Genomic DNA, 18151 nt, shown 5'->3' on the forward strand with positions numbered 1-18151 from the left:
GCCCCTTATCCTTTAATTCCGGCACCAGCGATGCCGCGAATAAAATAGCGCTGGAAGAAGATATAAAGTAACAACATCGGGATAATCGCCAGCAATGCGCCCGCCATTAACATCGGATATTCCACGCCTGAGCGGCCAGAAAGTGAGGCTAATCCTACTGGTAATGTCATTTTATCCATGGAGGTGTTGACGATCAGCGGCCACATTAAATTATTCCAGCTCCACAATCCGTTAATAATGACGCAGGCAATCAGTCCCGGTTTAATTAATGGCAGCATAATTTTGAAGAAAATAGTCAGATGGTTATACCCATCCATAATGGCTGCCTCTTCCAGTTCTTTAGGTACTGACAGAAAAAACTGACGTAATAAAAAGGCGCTATATATGCTGAATAAGCCCGGTAGCACCAGTCCAGGAATTGAGTTCAGCAAACCGATTTTTTCAACGGTTAAAAACTGTGGGATTAAAAAGATCTGACCGGGCACCATCAGAATTGAAATACACAGCATAAACAGGACATCTCGTCCTTTGAAACGCAGTCGGGAGAAACCGTACGCTGCCATTGCCGCAATCAGCGTCTGCAAAATGACGATGACCAGCGTGGAGACGATCGAGTTAAAGTAAAAGCTGCCAAAAGGCATTTCATGCAAGATTTTACCGTAAGCCTGAAACCCTGGGTTGGCGGGTAGCAGTATCGGCGGAAAGGCGATGCTTTCTGCCTGGGTTTTAAAAGAGGTGATGATCATCCAGATAAACGGAACCACCGTTACCAGCGTCGCGAGGATCATCAAGCCGTAAATTAGCCATTTTTCACGTTTTGTCATGAACATCGTGGTGCCTCACTGTGCTTTAAGTCGTTTACCAATCCATATTTGCAGCAGCGTCAGGACCATCGTGATAACGAAAATCACCACGGCGATTGCTGAGGCATACCCTTTTTCATGGTAGATAAAGGCGTATTTATAGAAGAGATAGGCGATGGTCATCGTCTGATCGTCCACCATGGATGAACTGCCAAACAGCAGATAAACCACATCGAAAATTTGCAGCGTTTCGATAAAAGAGATCACCAGTACGAAAAACAGCGTTGGGATCATTAGCGGTAAGGTAATAGACCAGAATCCACGCAATTTGCTGATGCCATCCAGCGACATCGCTTCATAAATTTGTTTGGGGATCCCCTGCAATCCAGCGAGCAGAATGATCATCTTCAGCGCAATAGCCGACCAGATGATAACCAACGAGGCGCTCAGACGGACGACATCGGGATCGGATAACCAACCGATGGCCGGAAGATCGAAAAAAGCCAGGATCTGATTAATTAAGCCGAAGTTTCGGTTCATCAACCACTGCCAGACCATAGCAATGGCCGCAGGCATAGTGACAGCGGGTAGAAATAACAGTGTGCGAAACAACCACTGACCGCGAATCGCCTGATTCAGGCCAATTGCGAGCAGTAATGACAAAATGGTGATTATCGGTACGCAAATAAAAACATAGGCCAGGGTGTTATATATTGCTGAACGAAACTCATCATCGCTGAATAAATTAATATAGTTATCTAAGCTGATCGTCGTCCAGATCTGAAACTCGCCCAGGTCGGTGAAACTATAAAAAACGTTCTGGAAGAATGGAGTAAAGTAAAAAACAATTAACCCCGCCAGTAACGGCATAATCATTATCCATCCCCAGAAGCGTTCTTCTTTTTCCAGCTTGGTCAGGGATTTTTTATGCACTTCCCTGGCTGGTAATTGTGGGGATGCAGCTTCATCTGAATAGCTCATACAGACTCCGGGATGCTCACTGTGCAACCAAAATATATTGCGTGGGCGAAAGCGAGAGGGAGCATGGCTCCCTCAGGATTATTTCTGCATTTCTCGTTCAACGCGTTTTGCAACACCAGGCATGACTTTTTCTGGGTCAGTACCCGTCCAGACTTTTTTCAAGCCATCATTCAGGATGCTATTCCACTTGGCGGTATTGGAGCCTGCGGTTGGATATTTATGTGAGAAAGCCAATGAATCGATATAGGCTGAAACATCAATACCCTTAAAGCCTTCAGCCCACTCTTTGGCCACTTTTTGGTTAGCGGGGATCACGACTTTTCCCGTAGCCAGCGTCTGCTGCGCATGCTCAGAACTCATGAACTCAATGAACTTCCACGCCGCATCTTTATGCTGACTTTTTGCTGACATGGCAAATGCCAGGCTATGGGATACACCTGCCTGCTCTGCCATTTTAGGCATTGGTACCACGCCGATGTGATCCTTAATCAGCTCATTTTGAGAGAAGGGTAATGCCCACCATGAGCCTGCGTAGACCATGGCAGCCCGGTTTGACTGGAAGACATCCGAGGCTTCCATCTCGCCTGGCGGTTGGATTAGTCCCGCGTTCAGCATGCCTTGAACATCGCGATAGACGGCGATGGCTTTGTCATTGGCAACATCCGTTTTGCCCTCAGGCAGGACAATCTTATCGCCAGCCTGTAATAGCAGGTTAAAATAACTGTCCTGTCCGCTGCTGAATTCCATTGCCAGTGGATAAGACTGTTTATCCAGCCCTTTACGCAACTGCACTGATTTTTGTTTTAAATCGTCCCATGTCCAGTTTTTATCGGGATAGCTCACGCCAGCCTGATCGAACATTTTTTTGTTGTACCAGACGGCAATTGCATCAATATCCCTTGGGATGGCATATTGCTGCGACTGGTATTGATAGGCATCGACTGAACTTTTAACAAAATCATCCAGTTTCGGCGCTGATTTCTCTTTCAGATAATTGCTCAGTGGTTCCAGCATGCCATTTTTAACATATTGCTGGAAATTAGGCATATTCATCCAGAATACATCCGGTGCTACATTTCCACCGACTGCTGAACTTAGCTTGATAAAATATTGGTCATAAGGTGTTAATTCAATTTCGACTTTGATGCCAGGGTTGTTTTTTTCGAATTCATTAACGAGCTGTTGTTCGCCAGGGAGTTGATTACGGTCCCATAACGTGTAGCGTAATTTAACAGGCTTTGCGTCCGATTGGCCTTCAGCACTCGCTACGACAGGAGTTGCCAGTAAACAGGAAATAAGACAGGCCAAAGCGACATTATTTTTATTCAGGGTATACATAACTTCCCTCTTTATTCAGGTCAGAATGCTTATGAGGTAAATTACAGGAGCCTATGAATAATCTGTTTTACATCGGAGAAAGTCAAAGCGGTAAAAAATAGGGGATTATCGCATTAAAACAAGGTCGTCTTTCGGTAGGTTTCTCTTTTATCAAAACGAAAATATAACATAAAACAATGGTGATGTTATTTCGTTTAATTTCATGTTGTTAGGTTTATTTTGTGGGTTTGAATCGAAAAAAACAGATGTTTAAAAAAACCTCTTAAAATGCGAACGTTATCACTTTATTTGTTGTTACATAGACATAAAAAACGGGGATAAATCCCCGTTTTTTCGTTGGCTTTCGTTTCGATAATCAGGTCACTGGCGCCGGGTTAAACACCGCCAGCTGGTTATGCAGTCCCCACTGATCCGAGAAGGTTTTCTTACGCCCGCTGGCGACGTCGAGAATAAATTCGAACAGTTTCAGACCCACATCTTCAATGGTTTCTTCTCCGGTGGCGATGGTGCCCGCGTTAATGTCCATCAGGTCAAACCAACGGTTGGCCAGCTCGGTGCGTGTCGCCATTTTAATCACCGGCACGGCCATCAGACCATACGGCGTACCGCGACCGGTGGTGAACACCTGCACGGTGATCCCGGAAGCGACCTGCTGTGTACCGCAAACAAAATCACTGGCGGGGGTTGCAGCGTAAATCAGGCCACGTTTGGTTGGACGCTGGCCCGGCGACAATACTTCGACAATCGCGCTCTTGCCAGACTTGGCAATCGAACCCAGCGCCTTTTCCACCACGTTTGCCAGACCGCCTTTCTTGTTGCCCGGAGAAGGGTTGGCACTGCGATCCGTTTTGCCCATATCAAGGTAGTTATCGTACCAGGCCATCTCTTCGAGCAGGCGTTTACCTACTTCTTCGTTAATCGCACGTGGGGTCAGAAGGTGGATGGCATCGCGCACTTCGGTTACTTCAGAGAACATTACGGTCGCGCCGCAGCGTACTAACAGGTCGGAGGCATAACCCACCGCCGGGTTGGCCGTCACGCCGGAAAACGCATCGCTACCGCCGCACTGCATGCCGACCACCAGTTCTGAAGCCGGGCAAGTTTCACGCTGGCGCTGATTGAGCTTTGCCAGATGATGTTCGGCCACCTGCAGAATATCGGTGACCATCGATTGAAAGCCGACGTGCTTTTCATCCTGGAGGCTGACGATACTGGCGCTGTCGACCGGAATACTTTTCACATCGTGCGTGCCTTCCAGCAGCCGCTCCGGCTGCAGTTTTTCGCAACCGAGGCCGATGACCATCACTTCACCGCCAAAATTCGGGTTAAGCGCAATATTGTGAATGGTGCGAATCGGCACGATGGCGGCTGGAGCATTGATCGCCACGCCGCAGCCGTACAGGTGATTGAGCCCCACCACACCGTCAACGTTCGGGTATTTAGGCAGCAGATCGCGCTCAATGATTTTCACCACATAGTCCACTACGCCCGCTACGCAGTGCACGCTGGTGGAGATACCGAGTAGATTTTTGGTACCTACGCTACCGTCAGCATTGCGGTAACCTTCGAAGGTATAGCCCTCTAGCGGTGGCAGCGGCTCTGGCACTTTAGTTGCCAGCGGCAGCGTCTCCAGCGGCGGGGCTTTGGGCAGCTCAACCATTGATTCATCAATCCAGCTGCCGCGTGGGATATCGCGAACGGCATAGCCTATCACTTCGCCATAACGCACGATTTCGCCATGAACAGGAATATCCAATAGCGCCACTTTATGACCCTGGGGAATATGTTCAATGAGTTCCAGTCCGTCCGGAAAACGCGTTCCGGCTTTCAGACCATTGTCATTGACAATTATCGCCACATTATCTGTTTCGTGAACTTTAATATAAAACGCCGTTGGCGATTCTTGTCTGATTTCGATGTCGGCCATTGTCCAGTATTCTCCAACAAGGTGGTGATAATAGTGTGGATATTTATATTTTGAATCTAATTTTAAGTAATAAAGATTCGGTATCGTGAAATAAGAATGTCAGGAGTTTGACGTGAAGAATGTGACGATGATCACTTAAACTCAGCAAGGCCGGGTCACCAGGGGTAGCAATACGTAAATGTGTGCATTAGCGCCCAAGCATGTGTGCATATGCCCAAAACATTAATTGAACAACGCTAATTTAATGAGCGTTTGCACAATGATTAACGTTGTGCTGATGATTATACTAAATCACGGTTTCATAACGCCTGATAAATTATTATCTATTTTTATTATCGGTAATTTATCACGAGAAATACCCACAAAATAATAATAAAAACCTTTTATGTGCCCGAGGTAAATAGAATGATATTGGATACAGTTGTCGAGAAAAAGAAAGGTACGCACACCCGTTATTTAATATTGCTGATAATATTTATTGTTACAGCCGTTAACTATGCGGACCGTGCGACGCTGTCTATTGCCGGAACTGAAGTGGCGAAAGAGTTACATCTCAGCGCCATCTCAATGGGTTACATTTTCTCCGCCTTCGGCTGGGCTTACCTGTTGATGCAAATCCCCGGCGGCTGGCTGCTGGATAAATTCGGCTCGAAGAAAGTCTACACCTACAGTTTGTTCTTCTGGTCACTGTTTACCTTCCTGCAGGGCTTTGTGGACATGTTCCCGCTGGCCTGGGCGGGGATTTCAATGTTCATCATGCGCTTTATGCTGGGCTTCTCGGAAGCGCCATCCTTCCCGGCTAATGCCCGTATCGTGGCGGCCTGGTTCCCAACGAAGGAGCGTGGCACGGCATCCGCGATTTTTAACTCCGCACAGTATTTCTCCCTGGCGCTGTTTTCCCCGCTGCTCGGCTGGCTGACCTTCGCCTGGGGCTGGGAGCACGTCTTTACCGTGATGGGCGTGATTGGTTTTGTGCTTACCGGACTGTGGGTAAAGTTTATTCATAACCCAACCGATCACCCGCGCATGTCGCAAGAAGAGTTGAAGTTTATCTCTGAAAACGGCGCGGTCGTGGATATGGACCATAAAAAGCCGGGCGATGTGAAGTCAGGTGGTCCTAAACTGCATTATATCAAGCAGTTGCTCACGAACCGTATGATGCTTGGTGTGTTCTTTGGCCAGTATTTTATCAACACAATTACCTGGTTTTTTCTCACCTGGTTCCCGATTTACCTGGTTCAGGAAAAAGGTATGTCGATTCTGAAAGTGGGCCTGGTGGCTTCGATTCCGGCACTGTGCGGGTTTTTCGGTGGCGTGCTCGGCGGCGTGTTCTCTGATTATCTGATTAAACGTGGTTTCAGCATTACCCTGGCGCGTAAGCTGCCGATAGTGCTCGGCATGTTGCTCGCATCGACCATTATTCTGTGTAACTACACCGATAATACCGCTCTTGTGGTGGCGCTGATGGCGCTGGCGTTCTTCGGTAAAGGTTTCGGCGCGCTGGGTTGGCCGGTGATTTCCGATACCGCGCCGAAAGAGATTGTCGGTCTGTGCGGTGGGGTATTTAACGTATTTGGCAACGTGGCTTCCATCGTCACCCCGCTGGTGATTGGGTATCTGGTGAGCGAGCTGCACTCATTTAATGCTGCGCTGATGTTTGTAGGGTGCTCGGCGCTGATGGCAATGGTTTGCTACCTGTTTATTGTCGGTGACATTAAACGTATGGAATTGCAGAAATAAACAAAGGTATAGGCGATGAATAACACGATTTTCCCGAATAAGTTTAAAGCGGCCCTCGCGGCGCAACAAATTCAGATTGGCTGCTGGTCTGCATTGGCCAGCCCAATCAGTACCGAAGTTTTAGGTCTGGCAGGGTTTGACTGGCTGGTACTGGATGGCGAACATGCGCCGAATGATATCTCGACGTTTATTCCGCAATTGATGGCGCTGAAAGGCAGCGACAGCGCGGCGGTAGTGCGTGTACCAACCAACGAACCGGTGATTATCAAGCGCCTGCTGGATATCGGGTTTTACAACTTCCTGATCCCGTTCGTTGAGACGGAAGAAGAAGCGGTTAACGCTGTGGCGTCGACCCGCTATCCGCCGGAAGGTATTCGCGGCGTGTCCGTATCCCATCGCGCCAATATGTTTGGCACCGTACCGGACTACTTTGCGCAGTCGAATAAGAACATCACCATCATCGTGCAGATCGAAAGTCAGCAGGGCGTTGATAACGTTGACGCAATCGCGGCGACAGAAGGCGTTGACGGTGTCTTCGTTGGACCAAGCGATCTGGCTGCGGCGCTAGGTCACCTCGGCAATGCGTCACATCCTGATGTGCAGAAAGCTATCCAGCACATTTTTGCCCGCGCGAAAGCACACGGCAAACCAAGCGGCATTCTGGCCCCGGTAGAGGCGGATGCGCGTCGTTATCTGGAGTGGGGCGCGACGTTTGTTGCCGTTGGCAGCGACCTTGGCGTGTTCCGTTCAGCCACGCAGAAACTGGCTGATTCTTTTAAGAAATAACCACCATCGACAGTAGAGAGAGATAAAGACATGACAATGAAAGTTGGTTTTATTGGCCTCGGTATTATGGGTAAACCAATGAGTAAAAACCTCCTCAAGGCAGGTTACTCGCTGGTGGTTGCTGACCGTAACCCGGAATCTATTGCGGAAGTGATTGCCGCAGGCGCTGAAACTGCCGCCACGGCGAAAGATATCGCTGAGCAGTGTGATGTGATCATCACCATGCTGCCGAACTCTCCGCATGTTAAGGAAGTGGCACTGGGTGAAGGCGGCATTATTGAAGGGGCGAAACCGGGCACAGTGCTTATCGACATGAGCTCCATTGCACCGTTGGCCAGCCGTGAAATTAGCGACGCGCTGAAAGCGAAAGGCGTGGATATGTTGGATGCGCCGGTCAGCGGCGGCGAGCCAAAAGCGATTGACGGCACGTTGTCGGTGATGGTCGGCGGCGATAAAGCGATTTTCGACAAGTACTACGATCTGCTGAAAGCGATGGCAGGCTCCGTGGTACATACCGGTGAAATTGGCGCGGGTAACGTCACCAAGCTGGCGAATCAGGTGATTGTGGCGCTGAACATTGCCGCGATGTCTGAAGCGCTGACGCTAGCGACCAAAGCGGGTGTGAATCCGGATCTGGTGTATCAGGCGATCCGTGGCGGGCTGGCAGGCAGCACCGTGCTGGATGCGAAAGCGCCGATGGTGATGGATCGCAACTTTAAACCAGGTTTCCGTATTGACCTGCATATCAAAGACCTGGCGAACGCGCTGGATACCTCTCATGGCGTTGGCGCTCAGTTGCCGCTGACTGCAGCAGTCATGGAGATGATGCAGGCGCTACGCGCAGATGGATTGGGTACTGCCGATCACAGTGCGCTCGCATGCTACTACGAAAAACTGGCGAAAGTGGAAGTCACTCGCTAACAAGAAGGGCGCGGATGTGCGCCCTGTATTTCTTGCCTTGCGCGGCACAGTCAGGCTACATAACTATGAAAATCGTAATTGCCCCAGACTCTTATAAAGAAAGCCTTTCTGCCACCGAGGTAGCTCAGGCAATAGAAAAAGGATTTCGGGAAATTTTCCCCGATGCGCAATATGTTTCTGTTCCGGTTGCCGATGGCGGCGAAGGAACGGTTGAAGCCATGATTGCCGCGACGCAAGGGAGTGAACATTCAGCGCAAGTAACGGGGCCGCTGGGCGAAAAAGTGAATGCCTGCTGGGGCATGTCTGGAGATGGTAAAACTGCGTTTATCGAAATGGCGGCAGCCAGCGGTCTGGCGTTGGTGCCTCCTGAAAAGCGCAACCCTTTAGTCACTACGTCACGCGGTACCGGAGAGCTGATTTTGCAGGCGCTGGATAGCGGTGCGCAGAGCATCATTATTGGCATCGGCGGCAGTGCCACCAACGACGGTGGCGCGGGTATGGTGCAGGCGCTGGGGGCAAAACTTTGCGACGCCAACGGGACAGAAATTGGCTATGGTGGTGGAAGCCTGATGAGTCTGAACTCCATCGATATCTCGGGTCTGGATCCGCGCTTAAAAACCTGTTCCATTCGCGTGGCCTGTGATGTGACTAATCCACTCATCGGCGATTCTGGCGCTTCGCGCATTTTTGGCCCGCAGAAAGGGGCGACGGAAGAACGCATTCTCGAACTGGACCGTAATCTGTCTCATTATGCCGACATTATTAAAAAGTCTCTGCGGGTCGATGTGAAAGATGTGCCAGGCTCCGGTGCGGCAGGCGGAATGGGCGCGGCATTAATGGCTTTTTTAGGCGCCGAGCTACGTAGCGGTATCGAGATTGTGACCCAGGCGCTCAATCTGGAAGAGCATATTCACGACTGTACGCTGGTGGTGACCGGCGAAGGGCGGATCGACAGCCAGAGCATTCACGGCAAAGTGCCGGTAGGCGTGGCGAATGTCGCGAAGAAGTACCACAAGCCGGTTATTGGTATTGGCGGCAGCCTGACGCGCGATGTGGAGGTAGTGCATCAATATGGTATCGATGCGGTGTTTAGCGTATTGACCAGCATCAGCACGCTGGAAGAGGCCTTCCGTGGGGCATTTGATAATATTTATCGCGCCTCAAGAAACATCGCTGCCACGTTAGCGATAGGAATGCGCAGTGCGGGGTGACATTGCCCCGCAAACCCTCTATACTGCGCGCCGAAGCTGACCAGACAGTCGCCGCTTCGTCGTCGTCCTCTTCGGGGGAGACGGGCGGAGGGGAGGAAAGTCCGGGCTCCATAGGGCAGGGTGCCAGGTAACGCCTGGGGGGGAAACCCACGACCAGTGCAACAGAGAGCAAACCGCCGATGGCCCACGCAAGTGGGATCAGGTAAGGGTGAAAGGGTGCGGTAAGAGCGCACCGCGCGGCTGGTAACAGTCCGTGGCACGGTAAACTCCACCCGGAGCAAGGCCAAATAGGGGTTCACAAGGTACGGCCCGTACTGAACCCGGGTAGGCTGCTTGAGCCAGTGAGCGATTGCTGGCCTAGATGAATGACTGTCCACGACAGAACCCGGCTTATCGGTCAGCTTCACTCTTTAATAAAACCCCGCTTCGGCGGGGTTTTTGCTTTCTGGGTAAGACAGATGAATGACTGTCCACGACGCTATGCTCAAAAGAATGCGGCTTATCGGTCAGCTTCACTCGTTATAAAACCCCGCTTCGGCGGGGGTTTTTGCTTTCTGGGTAAGACAGATGAATGACTGTCCACGACGTTATGCTCAAAAGAACGCGCCTTATCGGTCAGCTTCACTCTTTAATAAAACTCCGCTTCGGTGGGTTTTTTGCTTTCTGGGCAGGTTGCCATGCCTGATGGCGCTGCGCTTATCAGGCCTACTGGGGGAGAGACTGGTTTTGTAGGCCCGGATAAGGTGTTTACACCGCCATCCGGCAGAGGTTTTACAGCGAGCATTGAGATTGGTTTTCGAGGATGCAGGCGCTTATTTCCTTCTTATCTAATTTTTATATCCCTATTATTTATGCACCGAGTTTCTTTTATCTGAGGGGAATGTGTCGGTGGATATTTCTAATTTTGTGACGACCAACACAAAACGCTGTGCGATACGTTTTTATCGAGAATAATCGAACGCAATCGATCGCCATCACAAAATTACTTGCTAATAAATCGCACAAAATCAGTGTTAATATAATGTTGCATATGATAATTGTTTGTATTTTTTAGATTGAATTTTAATAAATGCAATGTTTCTTTACAAACAAATATGGCGAAAAAATGTGATGCATAACGTTATTTAATCACCATAATCATTAAAATATAATTAAATTTGATAAGTTGTTTATTAAATTTAAGCGCCATCTTGCCTGATAATTGTTCTGTAATTGATTGAAATATAGCCTTTCATGGTTTTAAAAAATAGTGGAAAAAATGGGGGTGTTATAGCCATAAAAAATCGTTATCCCCCCATCTTTTTTTTGACTAAAATCAGGATAAAGTGAGATCGATAATTCATATCTATATGATTATTAAGTGATTTAAATTTCAACGATAGTCTTACAAAATGTAAGTCAAGGGGATTTGTGAGGGGTAGCACATATCCTTGTTCGCTTAATTTGGTACACTTCCTGCCGTCAACAAAGTAATTAACGCAGGTCGATATGAATACTATTACACTCCCTAAAACACAGCACTTAGTGGTCTTTCAGGAAGTCATTAGAAGCGGTTCTATCGGCTCAGCTGCAAAAGAATTAGGTTTAACTCAACCCGCTGTCAGTAAAATCATCAATGATGTTGAGGCCTATTTCGGTATTGAGTTAGTTGTACGTAAAAATACTGGTGTGACATTGACTCAGGCAGGTCAGGTGATGCTCTCATGGTCTGAATCTATTACCCGTGAAATGAAAAACATGGTTGATGAGATGAACAGCATGACGAGCAATGCGGTCGTTGATGTGTCGTTTGGCTTTCCTTCACTGATTGCCTTCACCATCATGTCCGGCATGATTAAAAAATTCAAAGAAGTGTTCCCAAAGGCGCAGGTTTCTATGTATGAAGCTCAGCTCTCCTCCTTCTTGCCGGCAATCCGTGACGGACGTCTGGATTTCGCCATCGGTACGCTGAGTGATGAGATGAAACTGCACGATCTGCATGTTGAGCCGCTCTTTGAGTCAGACTTTATCCTGGTTGCCAGCAAGTCCCGAACATGCACCGGCATCACCTCGCTGAGCGCGTTGAAAAACGAACAGTGGGTGTTGCCACAAACGAATATGGGGTACTACAGCGAACTTCTTACCACGTTACAGAATAATGGCATCAGCAGTGAAAACATCGTTAAAACAGACTCTGTCGTTACGATTTATAATCTTGTTCTCAATGCTGATTTCTTAACAGTAATTCCCTGCGATATGACCACACCGTTTGGCTCAAACCAGTTTATTACTATTCCGGTAGAAGAAACCTTACCCGTCGCGCGTTATGCCGCCGTGTGGTCGAAAAATTATCGAATTAAAAAAGCAGCATCTATTTTGGTGGAATTAGCCAAAGAGTATTCATCATATAATTGTCGGAGACGAAGGCAATTAATTGAAATTGATTAAAGATTGAATTTGTTTTAACACGAAATAAACGCCATTTGTCTATATCTGACAATGGTCACGGCTATCTATTTACTTTAATACCCAGGTAAGAGGTTCTAATGCACATTACATACGATCTCCCAGTTGCAATTGAAGATATCCTCGAAGCGAAAAAAAGACTTGCGGGGAAAATTTATAAAACGGGAATGCCTCGCTCTAACTATTTTAGTGAACGTTGCAAAGGGGAAATTTTCCTCAAGTTTGAAAACATGCAGCGTACCGGTTCATTTAAAATTCGTGGTGCTTTTAACAAGCTCAGTTCATTAACCGAAGCTGAAAGATGTAAGGGCGTGGTGGCTTGCTCTGCAGGTAACCACGCGCAAGGTGTTTCTCTCTCCTGCGCTATGCTCGGAATCGACGGCAAAGTGGTGATGCCGAAAGGCGCACCGAAGTCTAAAGTAGCGGCAACCTGCGATTATTCCGCAGAAGTTGTACTGCACGGCGACAACTTCAACGACACCATCGCTAAGGTTAGCGAGATTGTGGAAACTGAAGGCCGCATCTTTATTCCACCCTATGATGACCCAAAAGTTATTGCTGGTCAGGGCACTATTGGTCTGGAAATTCTAGAAGACTTGTACGATGTCGATAACGTGATTGTGCCAATTGGCGGTGGTGGACTGATTGCTGGTATTGCGGTGGCAATTAAATCTATTAACCCGACCATTAAAATTATTGGCGTACAGTCTGAAAACGTTCACGGCATGGCGGCTTCTTTCCACGCTGGAGAAATAACCACGCACCGAACGACCGGCACCCTGGCGGATGGTTGTGACGTTTCCCGCCCGGGTACTTTAACGTATGAAATTGTTCGTGAGTTGGTGGATGACATTGTCCTGGTCAGCGAAGATGAAATTCGCAACAGCATGGTGGCATTAATTCAGCGAAATAAAGTTGTGACTGAAGGTGCCGGCGCGCTGGCATGCGCAGCATTATTAAGCGGGAAATTAGATAGCTATATCCAGAACAGAAAAACAGTCAGCATTATTTCTGGCGGTAATATCGACCTTTCTCGTGTATCTCAAATTACTGGTTTAGTTGACGCTTAATATACTTCGTTGAGGATAGGATATGAGTACTACTGATAGCATTGTATCCAGCCAGACAAAACAGTCGTCCTGGCGCAAATCGGACACCACCTGGACACTGGGTTTATTTGGTACAGCCATCGGCGCTGGGGTGCTGTTCTTCCCTATCCGCGCAGGTTTTGGCGGACTGATCCCCATTCTGATCATGCTGGTGTTAGCATACCCCATCGCTTTCTATTGCCACCGTGCGCTGGCACGCCTGTGTCTTTCCGGTTCTAACCCTTCCGGCAACATCACAGAAACGGTTGAAGAGCACTTTGGTAAAACGGGCGGCGTGGTTATCACGTTCCTCTACTTCTTTGCGATTTGTCCGCTGCTGTGGATTTATGGCGTCACTATTACCAACACCTTTATGACCTTCTGGGAAAACCAGCTGCAGATGCCCGCGCTGAACCGTGGCTTCGTGGCGTTGTTCCTGTTGCTGCTGATGGCATTCGTCATCTGGTTTGGTAAAGATCTGATGGTTAAAGTGATGAGCTACCTGGTATGGCCGTTCATTGCCAGCCTGGTGCTTATCTCTCTGTCACTGATTCCTTACTGGAACTCTGCGGTTATCGATCAGGTTGATATCAGCAATATCGCCCTGACTGGCCATGACGGCATCCTGGTTACCGTATGGCTGGGTATTTCCATCATGGTGTTCTCTTTCAACTTCTCGCCAATCGTTTCTTCCTTCGTCGTCTCTAAACGTGAAGAGTATGAGAAAGATTACGGTCGTGAATTTACCGAGCAGAAGTGTTCCAAAATCATCTCCCGCGCCAGTATGCTGATGGTTGCGGTGGTAATGTTCTTCGCCTTTAGCTGCCTGTTCACGCTGTCTCCGGCAAACATGGCGGATGCGAAAGCGCAAAACATTCCTGTGCTGTCTTACCTGGCGAACCACTTCGCTTCACTGTCCGGTACGAAGTCCACCTTCGCAACTGTTCTGGAGTACGGTGCTTCAATCATCGCACTGGTTGCTATCTTCAAATCTTTCTTCGGCCACTATCTGGGCACGCTGGAAGGTCTGAACGGTCTGGTGCTGAAGTTTGGTTATAAAGGCGATAAAACGAAAGTTTCTGCCGGCAAACTTAATACCATCAGCATGATCTTCATCATGGGCTCCACCTGGGTTGTGGCTTACGCCAACCCGAACATCCTGGACCTGATTGAAGCAATGGGCGCGCCGATTATTGCCTCTCTGCTCTGCCTGCTGCCGATGTATGCCATCCGTAAAGCGCCATCACTGGCGAAATACCGTGGCCGTCTGGATAACGTGTTTGTTACCGTGATTGGTCTGCTGACCATCCTGAACATCGTCTACAAACTGTTTTAATCCTTAAGCTCAGGATGAGCGGAGTAGTGAAATGAATGAGTTTCCGGTAGTACTGGTTATTAACTGTGGTTCGTCTTCCATTAAATTCTCAGTGCTGGATGCAGCAAACTGTGAAGTTTTAATGGCGGGAATTGCAGACGGTATTAACTCTGAAAATGCGTTCATAGCAATTAATGGAGGAGAGCCAGCTAAGCTGGCTCACCACAGCTACGAAGACGCATTAAAAGCAATTGCCGTTGAACTGGAGAAACGTAATTTAATGGACAGCGTGGCCTTAATTGGCCACCGCATTGCCCACGGCGGAAATATCTTTACCGAATCAGCAATTATTACTGACGAAGTTATCGACAATATTCGCCGGGTATCGCCATTAGCACCGCTACATAATTATGCGAACCTGAGCGGGATTGAATCTGCTCAGCACCTTTTCCCAGGCGTGCAGCAGGTTGCGGTATTTGATACCAGCTTCCACCAGACGATGGCCCCTGAGGCCTATCTGTACGGTTTACCGTGGAAATATTATGAGGAGTTGGGCGTTCGTCGTTATGGCTTCCACGGCACGTCGCACCGCTATGTTTCTCAACGGGCGCATGAGCTTCTCGAACTGCAGAGTGATGACTCCGGTCTGGTTGTAGCGCACCTGGGCAACGGCGCGTCAATCTGTGCGGTACGTAATGGACAGAGCGTTGATACCTCAATGGGCATGACGCCGCTGGAAGGGCTGATGATGGGCACACGCAGTGGAGACGTCGATTTCGGCGCCATGGCGTGGATTGCCAGCGAAACCAACCAGACGCTCGGCGACCTTGAGCGCGTAGTGAATAAAGAGTCCGGTTTACTGGGTATTTCCGGTTTGTCCTCTGACTTACGTACGTTAGAAAAAGCCTGGCACGAAGGACATGAGCGTGCGCAGCTGGCGATTAAAACGTTTGTGCATCGTATTGCACGCCATATCGCCGGACATGCCGCATCGCTGCATCGTCTTGATGGGATTATTTTCACCGGCGGAATTGGTGAGAACTCGGTATTAATTCGTCGTCTGGTTATTGAACATCTCGCCGTTTTAGGGGTGAATATCGACAGCGAAATGAATAGCCTGCCAAATTCCCATGGCGAAAGAATTATCTCTAATAAAGATGCTCGTGTTATTTGTGCGGTTATTCCCACAAATGAAGAGAAAATGATTGCGCGTGATGCCATTGCCTTAGGCAAAATTAATACACCAGTAGAATTTGCATAATTAAATTTCAGCAGAGAGATTATTTTTCATGAAGGTAAATATCGATACCAGCGATATGCTGTATGCCGAAGCCTGGAATGGCTTTAAAGGTACGGACTGGAAAGAAGAAATTAATGTCCGTGATTTTATTCAGCACAACTATACGCCTTATGAAGGGGATGAATCTTTCCTCGCCGAAGCAACGCCTGCGACCACTGCATTGTGGGAAAAAGTTATGGCGGGCATCCGTATTGAAAACTCGACGCACGCGCCGGTTGATTTCGATACCAATATTGCGACCACGATAACCGCGCATGACGCCGGTTATATTGAACAAGAACTGGAAAAAATCGTCGGTCTACAAACGGATAAGCCGCTCAAGCGTGCTCTGCATCCGTTTGGCGGCATCAACATGATCAAAAGCTCTTTTGATGCTTATGGTCGTGAGATGGATGCTGATTTTGAATACCAGTTTACTGAACTGCGTAAAACCCATAACCAGGGCGTATTCGACGCCTACTCTCCGGATATGCTGCGCTGCCGTAAATCCGGCGTGCTGACCGGCCTGCCGGATGGTTACGGTCGTGGTCGTATCATCGGTGATTATCGCCGCGTCGCGCTGTACGGTATCCGCTATCTGGTGCGTGAGCGTGAACTGCAGTTTGCCGATCTCCAGTCGAACCTGGAGTGGGGCCAGAATCTTGAAGCCACGATTCGTCTTCGCGAAGAGCTGTCTGAACACCGTCGCGCCCTGCTGCAAATGCAGGAAATGGCGGCGAAATACGGCTGCGATATCTCCCGTCCGGCGCGTAATGCGCAGGAAGCGGTGCAGTGGGTGTACTTTGCTTACCTGGCTGCGGTGAAATCTCAGAACGGTGGCGCTATGTCGCTGGGCCGTACCGCATCGTTCCTCGACATCTACATTGAGCGCGATTTCAAAGCGGGAATTTTAAACGAGCAGCAGGCGCAGGAGCTGATCGACCACTTCATTATGAAGATCCGTATGGTGCGCTTCCTGCGTACGCCGGAATTCGACACCCTGTTCTCAGGCGACCCAATCTGGGCGACCGAAGTTATCGGCGGTATGGGACTGGATGGCCGCACGCTGGTGACCAAAAACTCGTTCCGCTATCTGCATACGCTGCACACCATGGGCCCGGCACCTGAGCCGAACCTGACGGTGCTGTGGTCTGAGCAGCTACCGATAGCCTTCAAAAAGTACGCCGCCCAGGTGTCTATCATCACCTCGTCTTTGCAGTATGAAAACGACGATCTGATGCGTGCCGACTTTGACAGCGATGACTATGCCATTGCCTGCTGCGTCAGCCCGATGGTTATTGGCAAGCAAATGCAGTTCTTCGGGGCACGTGCCAACCTCGCCAAAACGTTGCTGTATGCAATCAACGGCGGCGTGGATGAGAAGCTGAAAATCCAGGTCGGGCCGAAAACGGCACCGCTGATGGATGACGTGCTGGACTACGACACGGTGATGGAGAGCCTGGACCACTTTATGGACTGGCTGGCCGTGCAGTACATCAGCGCGCTGAACATCATCCACTACATGCACGACAAGTACAGCTACGAAGCTTCGCTGATGGCGCTGCACGATCGTGATGTCTATCGCACGATGGCCTGTGGTATGGCGGGTCTGTCCGTGGCGGCGGATTCTCTGTCGGCTATCAAATATGCTCGCGTGAAACCGATTCGTGATGAAAATGGTCTGGCAGTTGATTTCGAAATCGAAGGCGACTATCCGCAATACGGTAACAACGACGAGCGCGTAGACAGCATTGCCTGCGACCTGGTCGAACGCTTTATGAAGAAAATTAAGGTGTTGCCAACCTACCGTAACGCGGTGCCAACGCAGTCTATTCTGACCATCACCTCCAACGTGGTGTACGGCCAGAAAACCGGTAATACGCCGGACGGACGTCGCGCAGGTACGCCGTTTGCGCCAGGAGCGAACCCGATGCACGGCCGCGATCGTAAAGGTGCGGTGGCGTCGTTAACCTCGGTTGCCAAACTGCCGTTCACCTATGCCAAAGACGGTATCTCGTACACCTTCTCCATTGTGCCGGCAGCGCTGGGCAAAGAGGATGGAGTGCGTAAAACCAACCTGGTCGGTCTGCTGGACGGTTACTTCCACCATGAAGCACATGTGGAAGGTGGTCAGCATCTGAACGTTAACGTTATGAACCGTGAAATGTTGATGGATGCCATTGAGCACCCGGAAAACTATCCGAACCTGACGATCCGCGTGTCTGGTTATGCGGTGCGCTTCAACGCGCTGACCCGCGAACAGCAGCAGGATGTTATTTCACGTACTTTCACCCAGGCGCTCTGACGCCGGAGGGAC

At 49.3% G+C, this 18151-nt stretch carries 13 protein-coding genes, 1 other RNA gene and 1 pseudogene; 11 read left to right on the top strand and 4 right to left on the bottom strand.

Translation table 11 applies throughout. The annotated features are described in order from the left end of the window. Positions 1-5: 5 nt before the first annotated feature. The 4 genes from LY264_RS02930 to garD all read right to left on the bottom strand — a co-directional run bounded on the left by LY264_RS02930 (position 6) and on the right by garD (position 5049). Positions 6-830: a carbohydrate ABC transporter permease gene (locus tag LY264_RS02930; RefSeq protein ID WP_003024907.1), complete on the bottom strand. Its 825-nt coding sequence runs from the start codon at positions 828-830 to the stop codon at positions 6-8. Between the two features lie 9 nt (positions 831-839). Next, positions 840-1784: a carbohydrate ABC transporter permease gene (locus LY264_RS02935; RefSeq protein WP_048215478.1), complete on the bottom strand. Its 945-nt coding sequence runs from the start codon at positions 1782-1784 to the stop codon at positions 840-842. Between the two features lie 78 nt (positions 1785-1862). Continuing rightward, positions 1863-3122: an ABC transporter substrate-binding protein gene (locus tag LY264_RS02940; protein ID WP_048225679.1), complete on the bottom strand. Its 1260-nt coding sequence runs from the start codon at positions 3120-3122 to the stop codon at positions 1863-1865. A gap of 355 nt (positions 3123-3477) precedes the next feature. Next, a complete protein-coding gene (garD, locus tag LY264_RS02945; RefSeq protein WP_048215479.1) occupies positions 3478-5049 on the bottom strand; it encodes a galactarate dehydratase in 1572 nt (523 codons plus the stop codon). 405 nt (positions 5050-5454) lie between these two features. On the opposite strand from garD, the gene garP reads away from it, so the two are divergent. The 11 genes and pseudogenes from garP (at position 5455) to pflB (ending at position 18139) form a co-directional block, all read left to right on the top strand. After that, positions 5455-6789 (top strand): galactarate/glucarate/glycerate transporter GarP, encoded by a 1335-nt coding sequence (gene garP / locus LY264_RS02950; RefSeq protein ID WP_008785890.1) that lies wholly within the window; start codon positions 5455-5457, stop codon positions 6787-6789. A 15-nt stretch (positions 6790-6804) separates the two neighbouring features. Continuing rightward, a complete protein-coding gene (gene garL / locus LY264_RS02955; RefSeq protein ID WP_008785889.1) occupies positions 6805-7575 on the top strand; it encodes a 2-dehydro-3-deoxyglucarate aldolase in 771 nt (256 codons plus the stop codon). Between the two features lie 30 nt (positions 7576-7605). Then, positions 7606-8496: a 2-hydroxy-3-oxopropionate reductase gene (garR, locus tag LY264_RS02960; RefSeq protein ID WP_003828600.1), complete on the top strand. Its 891-nt coding sequence runs from the start codon at positions 7606-7608 to the stop codon at positions 8494-8496. Positions 8497-8561: 65 nt separating this feature from the next. Further along, positions 8562-9707, top strand: coding sequence for a glycerate 2-kinase (garK, locus tag LY264_RS02965; protein ID WP_032934186.1), 1146 nt, complete (start codon positions 8562-8564; stop codon positions 9705-9707). A gap of 32 nt (positions 9708-9739) precedes the next feature. Then, positions 9740-10116, top strand: an RNA gene (gene rnpB / locus LY264_RS02970) — RNase P RNA component class A. Positions 10117-10384: 268 nt separating this feature from the next. Continuing rightward, a pseudogene (locus LY264_RS25955) lies at positions 10385-10582 on the top strand (hypothetical protein); the annotation flags it as partial. Positions 10583-11195: 613 nt separating this feature from the next. Then, positions 11196-12134: a transcriptional regulator TdcA gene (gene tdcA, locus LY264_RS02975; protein WP_003828596.1), complete on the top strand. Its 939-nt coding sequence runs from the start codon at positions 11196-11198 to the stop codon at positions 12132-12134. A 98-nt stretch (positions 12135-12232) separates the two neighbouring features. Beyond that, on the top strand, positions 12233-13222 hold the full coding sequence (gene tdcB / locus LY264_RS02980; protein ID WP_003828594.1) for a bifunctional threonine ammonia-lyase/L-serine ammonia-lyase TdcB: 990 nt from the start codon (positions 12233-12235) through the stop codon (positions 13220-13222). Positions 13223-13244: 22 nt separating this feature from the next. Further along, positions 13245-14576 (top strand): threonine/serine transporter TdcC, encoded by a 1332-nt coding sequence (tdcC, locus tag LY264_RS02985; protein ID WP_008785886.1) that lies wholly within the window; start codon positions 13245-13247, stop codon positions 14574-14576. Between the two features lie 31 nt (positions 14577-14607). After that, the gene (gene tdcD, locus LY264_RS02990) at positions 14608-15816 is read left to right on the top strand and encodes a propionate kinase (RefSeq protein WP_048225677.1); all 1209 of its coding nucleotides are present in this window, start codon (positions 14608-14610) and stop codon (positions 15814-15816) included. A gap of 28 nt (positions 15817-15844) precedes the next feature. Then, entirely contained in the window at positions 15845-18139 is a 2295-nt protein-coding gene (pflB, locus tag LY264_RS02995) for a formate C-acetyltransferase (protein ID WP_043017750.1), read from the top strand. The last annotated feature ends 12 nt before the right edge of the window (positions 18140-18151 follow it).

The organism is Citrobacter portucalensis (assembly GCF_023374935.1).
Lineage (GTDB): Bacteria > Pseudomonadota > Gammaproteobacteria > Enterobacterales > Enterobacteriaceae > Citrobacter > Citrobacter portucalensis.